Consider the following 18,315-nt stretch of genomic DNA (forward strand, 5'->3'; position numbering starts at 1 on the left):
AATCAATGGGAATCTAAGAAGTAAAAGTTACGTTGTTACTTTAGTTTCCAATTCTTTTTTAAGTACTGAATACACCAGGATTTTGCCTCACCCATAGTGTTCCGGCGCCATGCCAAAATAATATCCATCGGCTGTTCTTCAGTGCCTTCGATTCGTTTCAATACACCACTATCAATAAGAGGTTGTGCAATTTGGCTTGGTAATGTACCAATGCCTAAACCTGCAGTTAGCGCTTCTACTTTTGCCGTAAAGTTGGTGACGGTCAAGCGAGGTTGTTTTTGAATGATATTAATTGAGAGCGCGGGTTGCTCACGTGCGGTATCTGCAATAGCAATAATCCGATACTTTTCTCGCGCTGCTTCATCAAACTTACCACTACGCTTGTGAACATAGTGATCAGCGGAAGCTACCCAATACATACTCATTTTACCAATTTTTTCTGACTTAACTTCTTGAGGAAGCGTATCCAGTGATGGGCAAATCAGTAAATCAGCTCTCCCCGTATTCAAAGACTCCCAGCTACCAGCCAGAATCTCCTCTTGCAGCCTGACTCGAGTTGAGCTGACCTCGGCCAGCGCATCAACCATCGGGAAAAAGTTGGATATAGGAATAATGCCATCGAAGGCAATGGTAATATCCAGTTCCCAGCCATTCGCCAATAACGTTGCATCGTTCACTAACTTTTCACTGGCTTGTAAAATGGCTCTTCCTCTTTCAAGAATAAGCTTACCTGCTTCAGTAAAATGGGCTTTGTGACCAGAGCGATCGAAGATAATAATGTCTAAGTCTTGCTCGAGTTTCTGGATTTGATAGCTCAGCGATGACGGGGCTCTGTCTAACTCATTCGCAGCAGCAGCAAAACTCCCTCTTCGATCAATAGCATCTAGAATATGGAGTGCTTCTAACGTAATTGGACTCTGCACATGGCCTCTCTTAATGTGACATTCATCACATTCGTTGTATTTGGATGAACTTATCAAGAACTAACGACAAATAATATAACATATTGATAACTAAAGACTAGGAATGCTCATAGCCTAAGAAGAAGATTCAATACAAATCAATAAATGACAATGGTAATGATAGTAATTACCATTTAGATCCATTAATATCCGCGTGTTGTTACCTATTATGGATCTAAGGTATTGAAGCCAATGTATAAAAAATCAATTTTGTCAGCCTCCATTTTAGTTGCCCTTTCCCATACTGCTTATGCGGAAGAAGCTTCTAAGTTTGAAGAAGTCGTTGTGTCGGCCACCCGTACCAACCAAACCATAAACACTGTTGCTGCTTCTGTTGCTGTTGTATCAGAGAAAGACATCGAAGAAAACATGGTAAAGGACTTGAATGATCTATTCGAGTATACGCCAGGGGTTACTGTTAATGGCACTCAACGCCAAGGCGTCCAAAGTATTAACATTCGCGGGATGGAAGGTAAACGAGTTAAAATCTTAGTAGACGGTGCATCTCAACCAGGTGTATTCAGCGGTGGACCATATTCGTTTATCAATTCTAGTGCCGTTACTGTCGACCCCGATATGCTAAAGAGTGTCGAAATTGTTAAAGGAGCAGCTTCTAGCCTACATGGTAGTGATGCAATTGGCGGTGTTGTCGCATTCGAAACAAAAGATCCGAAGGATTTCCTCAAAGATGGTAAAGACTTTGGTGGTCAAGCTAAACTCTCTTATTCATCGGAAGATAACTCTTTTAGTGAGCATGTAGCTTTAGCAAAGCGTTTCGGTAATACAGAAGCACTTATAGCCTTTACACGCCGTGATGGTGCAGAGCTACAAAATTTCTCTAAGGCGCCTTACGATAACTATTCTGTGGACAACCAAGATTATTACAAAAACGATCTATTGGTAAAACTTCAATCTCAATTGAATGACGCTCATCGCTTGGAGTTCTTGGGAGAAGTTATTTACAACGAGACTGACTCAGAGATCGCACATAAAAGTTACAAAAACTTCAACGCTGAAGACACAACCAAGCAAAATCGCATTGGGCTCAAGCACATTTGGTTTGCAGATGCAGCTATCTCGGATACGATCACGTCCAAGCTTACATGGATTGGTAAAGAAGAAAACGGCGTGTCTAATCGCTTTATCGAAGCCAGCCCAGGTTACCCACCTTACGTACCGCCTAGTGGTGACAACCAACAGAAAAAAGATTACGAATATACTGAAGACAAATTTGAATTCGAAACTCAGTTAGATAAAGAGATTCAAAATCACTATATTGTTTACGGAATATCGTACAAACATAGTGACATCAGTAATACCAATCGCGAGTTTAATTCCGATCCTGGCACGCCAGATACTGTTTACGTTTACACACCGGATGCAAAAGAAGAAAGCTTTGGTTTATTCTTGCAAGATGAAATTTCGCTTCTTAATGACAAGCTAATTCTGACTCCAGGTGTGCGTTACGATTACTTCTCTACTAATCCTTCAAATACTTCTGAAGAGTCATTCGAGAAGTTTAGCGACTCTGCATTAACTGGTCGTTTAGGAGCAACTTACTCTGTATCGCAACCTGGCACGATCTTCGCGCAAGTGAGCCAAGGGTTCCGAGCGCCATCGTTCGACGAGCTTTACTACACCTACGATAATCCGGCTCATGGCTATACCAACCGCCCTAACCCAAATTTGGGATCTGAAAAGAGTTTGTCTTATGAGCTTGGTTACCGTCATAACACTGCAGCGTCTGCAACTGAAGTAGCGTTCTACTACAGTGATTACAGTGACTTTATTGAGCAAACGTCATCAAACAATGGTGGTTTAACTGAATTCACAAATATCAATATTAGTGAAGCAAACATTAAAGGGGTTGAGCTCTCTAACCGTCTTGATTGGCATGCCATTGCTGGTCTTCCATCAGGCGTGACAACTCGCTTTGTTGCAGCATACACAGAAGGTGAAGATGGTAATGGTAATCCTTTGAACAGTGTAAACCCATGGAATGCCGTAGCTGCTGTAAATTACGATTCACCAAATGCACTTTGGGGGACAAGCCTAAAAGTAAACTACACGGCTAAGAAATCGAACAGTGATATCAACTCTGATGGTGATAAAGGCGGAATCAAAGACCAAGTTGCTTTGCCGTCTGCGACAGTCGTTGACTTAACGGCGTACTACAAACCAATGAAAGATATAACCATTCGTGCTGGTGTTATGAATCTAACGAATGAAGAATACCATCTTTGGAACGATGTTCGCGGTAAGACTGAGTTAAGTCGAGACAAAACGCAAGCTGAGCGTAATTATAACATTAGTGTTAAATACGAGTTCTAAACCTTAAAAACACAAAAGCCAGCGTAATGCTGGCTTTTTTTATGGCTTTCATTTCAAAAATGTAAAGAAAAGTATGAAAAATGAAAGTTTACTGTTTTGCCATCTCTTTTTTCACCATTACTGCTGCTGCAATGATGAAAGTGATGATCAGACCGAGTTCCATGAACTACCCCAATAGCTACGAGAAAATTTATAACCCAAATTAAGAGTCGGGCATAGTTTAACAGCTCTATATATACTTGCTACCTTTTAACCAGTAATTTACGATTTTTTCCGATTTGGATCAAAAAAGACGCAATTATGCGCCTTTTTGTTACTATTATGTAAATTAAAGATTAGGCATCTGGATAACCTTGAGGGTTAGTAGACTGCCAGCGCCATGTATCGCCAGTCATTTCTTCTAGAGTGCGAGTTGCTTTCCAACCTAACTCATTCATCGCTTTTGATGGATCCGCCCAACACTCTGCAATATCACCTGGACGACGCTCAACAAGTTGGTATGGGACATCTTTACCACTTGCGGCTTCAAATGCTTTCACCATGTCCAGTACACTGTAGCCGTTACCAGTACCGAGGTTATAGATATGAAGGCCAGCTTTGCTACCTACTTTTTCTAATGCAGCAACGTGACCATCGGATAAGTCCATTACATGAATATAATCACGTACGCCTGTGCCATCTTTGGTCGGATAATCACTACCAAACACAGAAAGGAACTCTCTGCGCCCTACCGCAACTTGAGAAACAAACGGCATTAAGTTGTTGGGAATACCTTGAGGATCTTCACCTAGCTCGCCTGTTGGATGTGAACCTACCGGGTTAAAGTAACGAAGAAGTGTAATGCTCCAGTCAGGGTTCGCATTTTGGAAGTCGGTTAAACACTCTTCTACCATTAATTTGCTGCGCCCATATGGGTTAGTTGCGCTAGTTGGAAAGTCCTCTGTGATGGGTACAGATGCAGGATCACCATATACAGTCGCTGATGAACTAAATACCAACGATTTAACTCCGGCTTCACGCATTGCATCAACCAATACTAACGTGCCATTAACGTTGTTGTCGTAATACTCTAAAGGTTTTGCTACAGACTCACCGACGGCCTTTAAACCTGCAAAATGGATAACAGCTTCAATATTGTGCGACTTTAGTGCTTCTACCATCGCCAATTTATCTCTGATATCGGCTTTAATGAAGGTTGGCTTTACACCACATACCTTTTCAATTCGATCTAATACCGTAGATTTACTGTTGTACAGGTTGTCTAGAATCACTGGCGTCATGCCAGCTTCGATCATTTGAATACACGTATGACTACCGATATAGCCCATACCACCCGTAACGAGTACTTTCATTTTATTATTCCTTCTGACGCGAATTGGGTTAGTTTAAAGCTTTGACGTTACGATTTAAACTGTCTCTTGTAATTCGCATCCCATTAATATTGCTTGGCCTTTTCCGGCTTTCTTTGCTTGATACATTGCCGTATCCGCACTTTTTAAAACTCGAGTAGCATCGCGCTCATTTACGCCGACTAATTTTACGCCGATACTAACGCCAACTTTGAGTAAGTGACCTTTGTACTCAATTGGAGCACATATGCTCTCGAGCAACTGTTCTGCTATTCGGGTGACCACTTTTTGATTGGCGGGATTAACCAACATGACAAATTCATCACCAGAAAGTCTTGCGATTAAATCACTATGTCTCGTCGCAGATGTTAGACGCTCGGAAACTTTTTTCAAAACTTCATCACCTGCATCATGACCGTAGGTATCGTTAACTTCTTTAAATCCATCCAGATCGAGGTACAAAACTGCAAATTCGTCACGCAAGTATCCAGAGCGTTGTACTAGTTGTTCCAACTCTAAATGGAACTTAGATCGATTGGCTAACCCCGTTAAAGCATCGTGATGAGCTAAATGCTCTAATCGTTCCATCTCTTTTGCGCCGGAAAGGTCGGTAAGAACAATAACCAGATCATAGAAACCATAGTCTTCACACTTAACGATACGATTGACTCGAGCAAACATCGGTACAAACTGACCAATATGGTTCTTCTCGATAACTTCACCTTGCCAAACGCCATAATTTTCTATCGACTCGATGATACTAGGCATCATTTCCTGTAACTTGCGCCACTTTAGCGTTTGGATGAATGACTTCCCAATAAGCTGATCCACCTCTAAGCCGACTAACTTAGTGACGGCAGGGTTTGCCATCGTAATGACACCGCGATGATTAAGAACAATGAGACCATCTTGGCTGCTTTCAAAAACACGTCCCGCAACACGTTGCCGGTTTATGGCTTCTTCAATTTCGGTGATATCTTGAATCGAAAACAGTAAGTATTCATGTGTCGAGAGGCGACGACTGGTTAGGCTCAACTGCTGTTCGTTATCTGCATTTTTGAGGTGAATATCATCGCACTCTAGGCCTCGACTCAGGATCTGACTCAGCTCATTCGGTGTTTTGGTTTTAATTAGATCACGAATATTGGCATATTTAAGCTCATCTAATTTTTTTTGAAATATTTGCTGGGTCGCCGTATTACAATGAATAACACGTCCGGAATTGTCTGTAATAACTAATGCATGCTGAACAGATTCGATAACCTCTTCTGAAAATGCGCGCTTTTGTTCTAGTGTGTCTAGCGAATGTTGCCGCTGCTTCTCACGTACTGTTAACCTATTCATCATTTGATTGAAAGATCTCGCGAGCTCTCCAATTTCATCGTTGGCGTAATAGCGTGCTTGATTTTCCGTGCTTCGTCCGTGTGTCACATTCTCTATTAAGCGGCTAAGCTCCATAACGGGCTTGAGAACAAGCCTCTCGATACTTATGTAAAAAACAGTGCCACCAGCGATCAGAAACAGAAGAAGTAAAGCGCCATCTTGAAGTAAAGATTGTATGGCTTCTACAATTGGGCGATGAGAAAGCGTAACTCTCATGCTACCAATGACATAGCCATCATGGATAATCGGCTCTAGAACATAAAGAAATTTGGTTGATAAGGCATAGCCTAGAGCGTGCAACCTACTTCTTTCGGTTTGACTTGGAACGGGTGCTAGTGCCCCACTTATCTCCATAACAGCGAATGGTTGGTCATCTTGGTCATAAAGTTTGACCCGCGTTACATTTGGCTGGTTTAAAAAGTTGGCGAGAATAGTTTGAGCTTTTTGCTTGTCCTTTGTTGTCAGCGCATCTTTAATTGAGAAAGAAACATTGTTAATCAGCTTTCTTGTCTGCTCGACCAGTTCATGCTTAGACGATTGGTATACAGTATACGAGGTGTAACCTTTTGAGATAACAAAGATAGCCGTTAAAAAGACCAGAAGAGGCCAAATAAGCTTCGCTCGTAATGACATATATATTCCTGTCGCAGACAACCACAAAAATGACAGAAGAACCATTATGCAATCTATCACCCATGAAGGGCGACAAGATTAACACGATGCTAATGCAAAATAACCTTAAATTCTCAAAAATTGGATGGAAAAGAAACGAAATACCTCAAAATTCGGATCAACTCAAATAACGGCAACATCTTTATGGACTAACGTGATCTTTTTCGTCACCTATCTGCTCAAAAAGCCTCGTTTTCATGATAGAAGAATGAAGTGAGTCACTGAACCTAGATGCATTTTCCTGCATCGTAACCCCATTGCTTGTGTAGAAATAAAACGTATGACATTGAATAAACAGCAACTTACATTGAACTGTGATATGGGCGAGAGCTTTGGCTCTTGGAGTATGGGCGCAGATGAAGACGTGATGCCCCATGTTGATATGGCGAACATCGCGTGTGGTTTTCATGCCTCCGACCCTAATGTCATGCACGACACTATCACCCTAGCGAATGACAACGATGTTGATATTGGCGCACACCCAGGTTACGCCGACCTACAAGGCTTTGGCAGACGAAGCATAAGCATGACGGGTGATGAAATTACGAACATGGTTATATATCAGGTTGGTGCTTTACAAGCATTATGCCGGGCGCAATACACAGACATCAGTTACATAAAGCCTCATGGTGCTCTATACAACGACATGATGAAAAGTGATGCGATATTTAGAGCGGTAGTAAAGGCGGCAGCACTGTTCAAAGTACCGTTAATGATCCTAGCTTCACAGGAAAACGAAAAATACTTAGAAATCGCAGACGATTATGATGTTCCCTTGTTATTTGAAGCATTTGCAGATCGTTTATACCAAGATGACGGCTTACTGACTCCTAGAACACAGCCCAATGCCGTGTTAAAAAGCGAGCACGCGATACTTGAGCAAGTCCGGACCTTAGCTGACTCTGGGCGTGTCAAAACCGCTTCAGGCGGTTACATATTATTGGAAGCCGACACAATTTGTGTTCATGGTGACAATGAAGAGTCGATCGCGCTGATCCAAAAGATCCGCCAAAGCCTATACGCTGGAGGAAATTAATGCATAAAGAGAAATTTAATATCTCTTTGATCTCCGAGTGCAGTATTTTCATTAAGTTTGATGAGAGTATTTCTGAAAATGCAGTCGGAGAGCTTGCTCGCAGCATAAGAGAAACTTTCGCTTCAATTGTTATGAACGTTGTCCCCTCCTATCAAACTATTCTCATTGATTACTTACCTTTTCGAATCAACGAAAAGAACTTAGCCAATGAGCTGCAACAAATCGTGAGCCAGTTTGATACTCAATCACTTAAGCTTTCCCAGCCGAATCACATTACTATCCCTGTATATTACTCTGAAGAAACCGCGTTAGATCTATCTCGTTTTAAAAAGCGAGGTCTGTCATTAGACGATCTTATTACCCTGCATACGAAAACCGAGTACGCGGTTTCTGCAATTGGCTTTGCTCCAGGCTTTGCATTTCTCTCGGACGTTGATACTCAATTGCACATGGCAAGGCTTGCCACACCAAGAACTCAAGTGCCGGCCGGAAGTGTAGGAATCGCAGACTCTAAAACGGCCGTCTATCCATCAGATAGTCCTGGCGGATGGAACATTATTGGTAAAAGCCCGCTTGCGCTCTTCTCCGACTCTCCTCCTTTTATACCGTTTGAAGTGGGTGACAAGGTCACCTTTAATGCTATTTCAAAACAAGAGTTTATCGATTTAGGAGGCGTACTATGAGTTACGGTGGATTACTGGTGGAAAAGCCAGGACCGCTCTCTTTAGTTCAAGACTTTGGTCGTTTTGGCTTAGCGCATGTCGGTGTGACTCAAGGTGGCCCGGTCGACGACTATGCTTACAGTTGGGCCAACCATTTGCTTGGTAACGTAGTCAATTGCGTTGCGATTGAAATTACTCTGGGTAACGCTTGTTTTATTGCATTGCATAACTGCCACCTTGCTATATGTGGCGGTGACTTAAATGCGAAAATAGATGGTGAACCTATTTCAAATTGGTCTGACTTTACGTTGAAAAAAGGACAGAAGCTTCAGTTCGGAGTCGCAAGGAATGGACTTCGCTCCTACCTAGCGGTTAAAGGTGGATTCAATGTTGCTCAGCACTTAGGAAGCGCATCGACCGTCTTGCGAGAATCTCTAGGTGGTTATGATTCAAATGGTGGCGCTTTGAAAGCTGGTGATATTCTTCCCTTTGTCCCTCATAACTTACCGAAACGTAAACCAAGGCAAATGACGTTTCGCTTTAAGCCAGATTACAACTTACCCATTAAGCTGAGAGTGATTGAAGGCTATCAGAACGAGGACTTTGATGAAGACGCTCGCCAAGCATTTTATAACAAAGCATTCATCATCTCCCCAAATTCGAATCGCATGGGCTACCGTCTTGAGGGCAATAACATTCGTCCACCTTACGAAGGCGTCCTATCAGAGGGAATTGCATTAGGTTCAATTCAAGTACCTAGCGATGGTAACCCTATTGTGCTGCTCAACGATCACCAGACTATTGGCGGGTATCCTAAATTTGGCTGCGTAGCTCGTATTGACTTACCTAGACTGGCACAGGCGAAACCCGGACAAAAAGTCAATTTTGTGAAAGGAGATAGACTAGGCTTGCAAGAAGTATGGTGCCAATGGGCTCAGTTTTTTGGGTATTAATACAACCACTGAGCCCAAACACAGCCGATTATGCAGGCATACCATAACGCACTGCTAAAGCTTGTGGATAGCCTCGCTCTTGAGTGAGTTTAATCGCGTACTGCTCGACCTCTTGTTCAGACCACTTCACAGCGACCGGATGCTGTGTTTCCACATTTTGGTTAGGATCGATGTCAAACCAGAATTGAAGCATTTTTTGCGCTGCGAGTAGTGTCGATGACGCTTTTACCACCTCTATTCTCGCGTAGTGGTTATCTTCAAAAGTCACATCTGCCGCTCTGAGTACTGGATCTGTGCCGGGAATTTGCTGAGCGCCAAATAATGCTTTTCCTCCTTTTACAGCAGAGTGATAGTCGGGAATGAACTGTGCCATGTGTTTGATGGCGTTGTTCGTTCGCTCTTCTAACACTTCTTCTCTCCAGCCGTTACGGATCTTCGAGAGTAAAGGCATAGGCAGTTCAGGTTGAGCAGATGAGTTCGTGCTCTCCACTAAACCATCTTCAAACAGCGTGATTCCTTTTGTCATACCATGAAGTTGAAAGTAACCATCGCCATAAGGCGTCAATTGAGCCATTCCTTTATCGGTTCCACGCGGGCCATGAAAAATAACTTCTGGCCATTGTTGTTGACAGTCTGCCCACCTCGTAACGTAAGCGGCTTTAAACTCCACCAACCTGTCTCGCTTGGCACCAACTGTGTTGTCAATTGAGCCTGTTTCAAAGCCACACGCGTTAACCAAGTAGTCGCATGTCATCAGGTAATCGATACCTTCACGTTCATAGCCAAGTTGCCAGTGTTCCCCCATCCAATCGGCTTGCTTAAACGTTGCTTGTGTGAAGACCGAAGCATTAGGAAGCGTATCTAGTGTTAAGTTGGCAATTGCGGCGAGGCGAAAAACACTCCAACCATATTCTTGAACTGCGACAACAGGATACTTTAGCGCTTCAAGATCAGCATGTTGAGCAAAAGGAATGCACCACTCATCGAAGTTTGTAGGATGACTTGGTTGAGTACGTTGCGCGAGAGCTTCTAGCTCCGCTTTTGAATACAGTTTGTAGTATTTGCTTGGCTCGCCGAGCACTTTATTACTCTCATCTTTATCAACGAGCGTCTGATAAGCACTTTTCACAACCTCTAATCGCGGAATTAGTGTGGATGGGTCTCCACCATCGGAATGAGGAACCGCGATGATTGTCGGACGAATATTCAGTGAAAGCGGATACAGGCGAACAGTATCAATAGATTGTGCTAACAAGTCTAAGCACTGTTGCTCGGAAATCTCTCGATATAAATTACCACCAGCATGCAAATGACAAATGGGTGGACCATTTACTAGTGATACGCCCTTCTCTATTACGGAAACTTTAAAACCCAGCTCCGCAAAATGAATTGCTGCTGTTGCACCTGCTACACCGCCACCAACAACAGCGATATGCTTATCTTTATAACTTGGAAACTCAGACTTCATTGCTTCACTAAAAATTTTATAAGGAAAATTCTTTACTAACGGTGAATTCTACTCGTGTTTGGACTTGATTAAAATCACAAAAAGTTCATGGGTTTGCGAAATATCCAACAGCGCCTGTAAAGTGCATTAAAGTAGAAAAAATTTGCGAAAAAGTACTTGACGACATGGTTAAGAAGACACTTTTTTGTGTCTATGTGAATAAGAATTTCACTGTAAGACCCATGGCGCAAAGCCTGCAGAAACACCCCACTTTTTACCCCATTTAGTTATCCCAAAAGTTATCCACTGTTTTTGTGGATAACTAAAATAAAAGTGTCATGGAGTGTTCCAAATTTGATAACACTCGCTGCGATTAAGTGTTTACTGGCGTTAACAATCTTTTCAACAAACTCATCACTACAAGTGCCAACGTAACAAATGTTGCAAGCGGTAAAGCTATCCACAATTCGGGGTGAATTTGTGCATTGAGATCGAACCCATATGTCATGACTGCGGCCACACAAACTTCCGCAGCGAATACCGCAACACCACTAGCAATCAACGCCATAATTCCGTACTCGGCCCACAGGGTTGTGTTGATCCGTTTCTTACTTGAACCTAATGTGCGATACAAACGAATCTCTTGTTGGCGTTGGGACAAGCTTAACCTCAGTAGCGTAAAGATGAGCAGCAGACCAGCAACAACGCCTAAAAGAGCAAGGATGGTGATTGCTGATACGATTTGCTGAATCAAAGCCTGAATTTTCTCGCCCATAGTTCGGATATCTAAAACAGAGACCGTTGGGTGAGCACGTGACATTGACGTCAACAACGCATCATTTCCTTCTTCAATCCTATAACTGATGAGGTAAGAACCAGGTAAATTAGCCATCACGTCAGATGAGAAAATAAAATAAAAGTTAGGCTTCATGTCACGCCATTCGACATAACGGATGGTATCTACTACTGCATCGTAATTCTGGCTGTTTATTACAAAGCGCAGCGTATCACCGAGTTTGATGCCTAAGTCATTTGCTACATCCGCTTCTACAGATACACTCCCTTTGTTTGTCCATTCACCCGAAAGCACGTCATTATATTCTGGTAGGGTATCTCCCCATGTCAGGTTTAGCTCTCGACGTATCGCGTCAGAACCTTCTCCTTCGTACTCAACCTCTTTAACATTTTGACCGTTAATCTCTGTTAGTCGTCCACGAATTATTGGATAAGCTTGTGACCGCGTAACTCCATTTTTATCTAGGGTTTCTAGGTAGTTATCGAGCTCATAATCACCAATGTTTAAAGCGAACACATTTGGCGCGTCTGCAGGTAAGGTTCTCTCCCAATCAGCGAGAATATCGCTGCGCACAAGCCAAATGATAGACAGCAACATCAAAGATAATGCCAAAGCACCAAACTGTAGACCGCTGGTTACTGGCGTCCGGTTGATACGACTCAACGCAAGCTTCATTGCAGGATGGGTTGACACACGTGCAAACAGCTTTGTGAGTGTGACGCTAACTGCTGCGAGTACCACAAACAGTACCGCTATACCAGTGAGCACGATCCAAACTAAGGTGTTATCTGCATACAGTAAAAGCAATGGAACAACGGGAACTAGAACAAGTAACATTCGCTTCCAGGAACGTTGCGCTTTGCCCTGCTGTAGCACTTCTAACGCGGGAGTTTTAATCAAGCCTAACAATGGTATACCGAGAGCGGGAACAGTAATCAAGACTGCAGAGATAAATGCCACCAAAAATGGTGTGACGCCGTAACTAGGGAGTGGATCGGGCAATAAGTCTTTGAGTGGAATGCGTAATAAATACTCCAACCCGCTCCCTAGCAGTAGGCCGACGACACTGGCACTAATGAGAAGGATTGTGACTTGAATAAATAACCACTTTTCAATCCATCGGCGGCTCGCACCAAGACTTTTCAACATCGCGATAGTTTGTGTCCGGCTGTTCACGTAATTTTGACAAGTAAGAACCAATGTTGTCGCCGCCATAATGATGACAATCGCTACGGTCAACGACAGATACTGCGTCGTGCGTTCAAAAACCTCATTACTACGACTGGCAGTATCTTGCGTGCGCCAGCGATCGCTCGGAGAAAGCTGCGTATCATCTTGCAAGCTCTTTAGTGTTTTGTCATCGGCTTGTAAAAACAGACGGTATTGAACTCGGCTCCCAACTTGAATTGCTCCTGTTTTATCTACGTCACTTTGATGAATGTATGCAGAAGGCATTTGCTGAAATGGATTAAAGCTCAAGCCTGGTTCCATCAATACTGCGCCTGATACAGTAAACTCGGCATCGCCTATCGTGACGCTGTCACCTGATTTTACGTTTAGTTGAGTCATAATCCGCTCATCAAGCCAGAGTTGGTTCTCTTTAACGCGACCGGCTGGATTATTTTCAAGAACGAGCTCTCCCATTAAAGGGTAATTATCATCCACCGCCCTTACAGAAATAAGCTGCATACCATTATCGCTAAATGCCATAGTGGCAAAGCGTGTCATCGTCGAACGTTCAAGGCTTTCAGTCGAGGCTAACAACATGTCCGGAATGGGATTAGCAGACACAAACACCGCATCTGCCGTTAATGCGTCCTTCCCCTGCTTGACGATCACCTGCTCCATTCGTTCTGCTAATGCAGAAAGCGCAAAGATACTCGCAATCACGAGAATAAGAGCAACGCTAATAGGCCAAAGATTCCCCTGCCTTATTTCGCCGAAACTCCAGCGTATCAAACTTTTATTCGGCGAGTGCTGTGTTGTACTGTTTTGCTCTGTGGATGTTGCTTCACTTGATGATACTGCAGACATTATATCTCCTCCTTAAGCTCACCCGCCTCCATACGATAGATACGGTCACATCGGCTTGCTAGGTGACCATCGTGTGTTACTAAAATCAGAGTTGTCCCGTGCTGTTCATTAAGATCGAATAGCAGCTCAATCACTTTGTCTGCGGTTTGATGGTCAAGATTGCCGGTAGGCTCGTCTGCGAACAACAGCTCAGGCTGTGTCATAAATGCACGCGCTAGCGCAACTCGCTGTTGTTCACCACCAGATAACTGGCTTGGTAAATGGTCGACACGTTTTTCCAATCCAACAGCAGCTAATAATTCCGCTGCTCTTGCTTCATCTTCGGCTTCACCACGTAAAAGACAAGGAAGCGTGACATTACGTAATGCACTCAAACTCGGGATTAACAAGAAACTTTGGAAAACGAAACCTAAAGAGTCAGCCCGAATTTTCGCACGTGCTTCATCGTCCAGTTTTGATAATTCATGACCTAATAAAGTAATTTCGCCTGATGTCGGCGTATCAAGACCAGCTAGCAACGTCATCAATGTTGACTTACCTGCACCGGAAGTTCCGACGATGGCGATTTTTTCTCCTTTTCGGATGTCAACATTTACGTCTTTGAGGATTGTTAATTGTTCTTGATTAGTAGAGACTTGTTTAGAAACCAAATTGGCTTGAACAATAGGTGCATTAAGTACAGGTGTTTGCATGATTCGTATACTTTCCTTAGTTCTATTTTTTTGTTTTTCCGCTACTGCACATGCGAGCGAAAAGCTACTTGTCTTGGGTGATAGCTTGAGTGCAGGCTATCAGATGCCGATCGAAGAGAGTTGGCCTAGCTTACTCCCTGATGCGTTGTCAGAACATGGTCAAGATGTAACAGTTATTAATGCCAGCATTTCTGGCGATACAACCGGCAATGGCTTAGCACGGTTACCTCAGTTGCTAACTCAGCATAGCCCTGACATGGTACTTATTGAGTTAGGTGCCAACGATGGCCTAAGAGGTTTCCCTCCTAAACTTATTACGTCGAATCTTTCAAAAATGATTACCATGATAAAAGATTCTGGTGCGGACGTTGTCATGATGCAAATTCGGGTTCCACCTAATTATGGTAAGCGCTATAGCGATATGTTTTACGATATCTACCCTAAGCTTGCACAGCATCAACAAGTTGCCTTGATGCCATTCTTCTTAGAGCATGTTGTCACCAAACCAGAATGGATGATGGATGATGGCCTTCACCCAAAACCAGATGCACAACCTTGGATCGCTGATTTCGTTGCTCAAGAATTAATTAAACATCTCTAATTTTAATGGTCTAGCTCAATAAGTTTTACGTAACTTTACGTTAATCTATTTTCAATTCCACTCATCGAGGATAGATAACAACATGCGAATAGAACCGTTAATTCAAGGTGTTGTTGCTCGCTCTGCGCACCCCAAAGGGTGTCATGCATCTATTAAAGAGCAAATTGAATACGTAAAACGCGCCCCACAGATCAAAAAAGGCCCAAAACGGGTTTTGATTATTGGTGCCTCCTCTGGTTTCGGCCTAGCGGCCCGAATAGCCCTAACGTTCGGTGGCGCTAACGCCGATACAATTGGCGTCTCATTTGAGCGTGGCCCTTCAGAGAAAGGGGTTGGGAGTGCGGGTTGGTATAACAACGTCTTTTTTAAGAAGGAAGCAAATCAAGCCGGGCGTACCGCAATAAATATTGTTGGCGATGCATTCTCTGGTTCGGTGCGCAATCAAGTGATTGAAGCCATTGAAACGTACTTTGAGGGTGAAGTTGACTTAGTCATCTATAGCTTGGCAACCGGTGTTCGACCTAAACCTGAATCTGATGAGTTTTGGCGCAGTGTCATTAAACCGATTGGTGAACCTGTCACTGGCGCTTCTATCATGCTGGAGAACGATAAGTGGATAGAAACCACCTTAACGCCTGCAACAGAAGAGGAAGCCAATGCCACCATTAAAGTAATGGGCGGCGAAGACTGGGAAAGCTGGATTGACACACTCATCAATAACGACTCTATTGCAAACGGCTGCAAAACCATCGCCTTTTCTTACATGGGCCCTGACATTACGCACCCAATTTATCTCGATGGTACGTTAGGTCGAGCGAAAATCGATTTACACCAAACCAGTCATTCATTAAACCTCAAACTCGCCAACTTTGACGGCGGTGCTTACGCAACCGTGTGTAAGGCGTTGGTGACGAAAGCCAGTGTATTCATCCCTGCGCTAAGTCCCTACCTGTTAGCGCTTTATAGAGTGATGAAGGAAAAAGGTACTCACGAACGCTGTATTGAACAAATGCAGCGACTGTTTACTACGAAGTTATACGATCAAGAGAAAGTGCCAGTTGACGGTGAACGCTTGATTCGAATAGATGACTTGGAACTTGAACCGCAAGTTCAACAAGAAGTCCACGCTCTTTTAGAACAGATGAATGCTGATAACTTTAAAGAGATTGGTGATTACAAAGGTTTTAAAGATGAGTTTATGAAGCTCAATGGCTTTAACTTTGAAGATGTCGACTATTCGCAAGACATTTCTATTGAATCGTTAATGTCGCTTAAGCCTTGATGCTTGTTACCTGTTTCAAGGATGAGATATGTGACAACTATTCCTAGTCCTGAACACTTTTCAGGACTTTTTTTTGTTTCGAGCCCTAGCCACCCTATACTTAATTAAAAAGCGAGAACAAAATAGAGCAGTCTGCATTTTTAATTCACAGGAAGTGAAACCACGTAAAGGATGACCTATATGGGGAGATTGCAAACATTAGACTACGAAATCCCTGAGTCTATGCGAAGAAGTTGGCAAGAAATCGTCAACTTACTGGCTCAAATAACACACGTACCCACCACATTAATTATGCGTATCCATCCGGATCGCATAGAAGTAAATACATCTAGCGAAACTCTAGGTAATCCTTATCGTACTGGCGATGCAGAGCAGCTTGGTAACGGTTTGTATTGCGAGCAAGTTATAGAACAGAAAGGCGAGCTTGTAATCCCCAATGCGCTTGAAGATGAAGAATGGCAAAATAACCCAGACATCAAACTAGGCATGATTTCTTATTGCGGCTTACCGCTATTCTGGCCAAATGGGGAGACATTTGGAACAATCTGTATGCTTGACTCTGAGAGAAACGAGTACAACGATAGTTACCGTCAGTTGCTTGAAACTTTCAAAGATTCAATCGAAGCACAGCTTTCAGTTGTGTACCAACAACATAAACTTCAGCGACTTAACACCGAGCTAAAGAGTCGAATTGAAAATCGTACCACGGATTTAGCCCAGTTAAGTTACTCCTTAACACAAGAGATTGATCGCCGTAAAGCCGCGGAAAAACAAGTGAGCTACCAAAAAACACATGATCAGGGAACTGGATTTCTAAATCGTTCTGCACTTGAGAACATTGTCCAATACACCTTACAGTCCCTTGATAGTGATCAGCAATCGCTTGTGGTCATCAACATTGGTTTTAGTAACGCTCGCAGTATTCAGACCAGGCACGGGTTCGAGGTCTTTGACAACATTTTAAAAGAATTTCACTCCAGATTAACCAGACACGGTGCTAGCGGATTTATCACTGGTAGACCAAGTTCGAATGACATGGTTTTATTGATTTGGGGAGAGGATATTGAAGCTCGGTTAAATCAACTATTAGATGATATCACTAAAATTAGCGTAGATGGATTTGTCTTCAACAAAACAGAAATACATTTGCACACGTATATCGGTATAGTTCAAGCTTACAAAGATTGCAGCAATGCTAAGCGTATCCTTCAACATGCATGTTACGCGATGCTTCTATGTAAAGAATCCGGCGAACCTTTTAGTTATTTTAGAGAAAATCATTCGGCTGATCTCAATAGTCACAATGAACTGGAAAGTTACCTTTTACAAGCAGTGCGTAACGACGATTTAGTGTTGTACTTTCAACCTCAAGTAGACTCCAAAACACGTAAATGGATTGGCGCAGAAGCCTTGCTTCGCTGGAGACATCCAATACTTGGCGACGTTTCCAACGAAGCATTGATACATATGGCCGAACAAAACGGGCTTATCTTTGAAGTTGGCTCTTTTGTTCTGCGTACCGCGATAGACAAAGCGAAACAATGGTCTGAGTTAATCGATAACTTCAAAATTGCCGTCAACGTTTCTCCCATTCAATTACAAAACGTAAATTTTGCAGAACAAGTGCAACACCTACTCGACACTTTCCATTTGCCAGCACACTTTCTCGAACTCGAAGTAACCGAGAGCGCTCTAATTGCTGATGAAATAGTAGCACGCACAACGTTAAATAAGTTGCATAAACTAGGTGTGACATTGTCACTTGATGACTTTGGTACAGGATATGCTTCGTTCAGCTATTTAAAGAAATATCCGTTTGATGCCATCAAAATTGATAAAAGCTTCGTCCAGCAAATGGAAAAGTCAGATGATGATCGCGAGATCATTTGTTCAATCATACACATTGCAAAAAAACTGGAACTCCAAGTAGTGATCGAGGGCATTGAATCCCACCAACAAGAGCAGTTTCTTATTGGTGAGGGTTGTGATATCGGACAAGGTTTTCTTTATGGTAAACCTATGCCTTGTAATGAATTTGAGCAAAGTTTGTTTAATCAGCGCCTTTCTGGCGGGCAATACGCCTACTCTTCCTAAGCATTCTCTTTACTATGAGGG

Annotated in this window: 13 protein-coding genes; 7 read left to right on the forward strand and 6 right to left on the reverse strand. The window is 42.9% G+C overall.

Annotated elements, in window-relative coordinates; all coding sequences use genetic code 11:
* Window positions 1-35: 35 nt before the first annotated feature.
* Window positions 36-923: a LysR family transcriptional regulator gene (locus R7E51_RS09960; RefSeq protein WP_017634152.1), complete on the reverse strand. Its 888-nt coding sequence runs from the start codon at window positions 921-923 to the stop codon at window positions 36-38.
* Window positions 924-1,154: 231 nt separating this feature from the next.
* Here R7E51_RS09960 and R7E51_RS09965 point away from each other — a divergent pair, with 231 nt between their 5' ends.
* Window positions 1,155-3,293, forward strand: coding sequence for a TonB-dependent hemoglobin/transferrin/lactoferrin family receptor (locus R7E51_RS09965; protein WP_206957519.1), 2,139 nt, complete (start codon window positions 1,155-1,157; stop codon window positions 3,291-3,293).
* Window positions 3,294-3,628: 335 nt separating this feature from the next.
* Here the strand turns inward: R7E51_RS09965 and galE are convergent, their stop codons facing one another.
* Window positions 3,629-4,645, reverse strand: coding sequence for a UDP-glucose 4-epimerase GalE (gene galE, locus R7E51_RS09970; RefSeq protein WP_005376309.1), 1,017 nt, complete (start codon window positions 4,643-4,645; stop codon window positions 3,629-3,631).
* A 54-nt stretch (window positions 4,646-4,699) separates the two neighbouring features.
* Window positions 4,700-6,658: a diguanylate cyclase domain-containing protein gene (locus R7E51_RS09975; protein ID WP_085569032.1), complete on the reverse strand. Its 1,959-nt coding sequence runs from the start codon at window positions 6,656-6,658 to the stop codon at window positions 4,700-4,702.
* Window positions 6,659-6,977: 319 nt separating this feature from the next.
* Between R7E51_RS09975 and R7E51_RS09980 the strand changes: the two genes are divergently transcribed.
* The 3 genes from R7E51_RS09980 to R7E51_RS09990 are packed head-to-tail and all read left to right on the forward strand — an operon-like array spanning window position 6,978 to window position 9,348.
* Window positions 6,978-7,733, forward strand: coding sequence for a 5-oxoprolinase subunit PxpA (locus R7E51_RS09980; RefSeq protein WP_005386314.1), 756 nt, complete (start codon window positions 6,978-6,980; stop codon window positions 7,731-7,733).
* Entirely contained in the window at window positions 7,733-8,416 is a 684-nt protein-coding gene (locus R7E51_RS09985) for a 5-oxoprolinase subunit B family protein (RefSeq protein WP_005376314.1), read from the forward strand. Before R7E51_RS09980 ends, R7E51_RS09985 begins: the two co-directional genes overlap by 1 nt.
* Complete coding sequence (locus tag R7E51_RS09990) at window positions 8,413-9,348, forward strand: biotin-dependent carboxyltransferase family protein (protein WP_005376316.1); 936 nt, start codon at window positions 8,413-8,415, stop codon at window positions 9,346-9,348. The genes R7E51_RS09985 and R7E51_RS09990 overlap by 4 nt, the downstream gene beginning before the upstream one ends.
* A gap of 28 nt (window positions 9,349-9,376) precedes the next feature.
* On the opposite strand, the gene R7E51_RS09995 is transcribed toward R7E51_RS09990, so the two are convergent.
* From R7E51_RS09995 to R7E51_RS10005, 3 genes are all read right to left on the reverse strand, one after another.
* Window positions 9,377-10,816, reverse strand: a complete 1,440-nt coding sequence (locus tag R7E51_RS09995) for an FAD-dependent oxidoreductase (protein WP_025767775.1) — start codon at window positions 10,814-10,816, stop codon at window positions 9,377-9,379.
* 352 nt (window positions 10,817-11,168) lie between these two features.
* Window positions 11,169-13,625 (reverse strand): ABC transporter permease, encoded by a 2,457-nt coding sequence (locus R7E51_RS10000; RefSeq protein ID WP_206957517.1) that lies wholly within the window; start codon window positions 13,623-13,625, stop codon window positions 11,169-11,171.
* Window positions 13,625-14,317 (reverse strand): ABC transporter ATP-binding protein, encoded by a 693-nt coding sequence (locus R7E51_RS10005; protein ID WP_005376323.1) that lies wholly within the window; start codon window positions 14,315-14,317, stop codon window positions 13,625-13,627. The genes R7E51_RS10000 and R7E51_RS10005 overlap by 1 nt, the downstream gene beginning before the upstream one ends.
* Between R7E51_RS10005 and tesA the strand changes: the two genes are divergently transcribed.
* The 3 genes from tesA (at window position 14,316) to R7E51_RS10020 (ending at window position 18,294) form a co-directional block, all read left to right on the forward strand.
* The gene (gene tesA / locus R7E51_RS10010; protein ID WP_005376324.1) at window positions 14,316-14,918 is read left to right on the forward strand and encodes a multifunctional acyl-CoA thioesterase I/protease I/lysophospholipase L1; all 603 of its coding nucleotides are present in this window, start codon (window positions 14,316-14,318) and stop codon (window positions 14,916-14,918) included. The genes R7E51_RS10005 and tesA overlap by 2 nt on opposite strands.
* An 82-nt stretch (window positions 14,919-15,000) precedes the next feature.
* Window positions 15,001-16,200 (forward strand): enoyl-ACP reductase FabV, encoded by a 1,200-nt coding sequence (fabV, locus tag R7E51_RS10015; protein WP_104976092.1) that lies wholly within the window; start codon window positions 15,001-15,003, stop codon window positions 16,198-16,200.
* A 180-nt stretch (window positions 16,201-16,380) separates the two neighbouring features.
* Window positions 16,381-18,294, forward strand: a complete 1,914-nt coding sequence (locus tag R7E51_RS10020) for a bifunctional diguanylate cyclase/phosphodiesterase (protein WP_047101140.1) — start codon at window positions 16,381-16,383, stop codon at window positions 18,292-18,294.
* The last annotated feature ends 21 nt before the right edge of the window (window positions 18,295-18,315 follow it).

It is taken from the genome of Vibrio sp. Vb1166 (assembly GCF_033338695.1).
In the GTDB taxonomy this organism is placed as follows: Bacteria; Pseudomonadota; Gammaproteobacteria; order Enterobacterales; family Vibrionaceae; genus Vibrio; species Vibrio alginolyticus.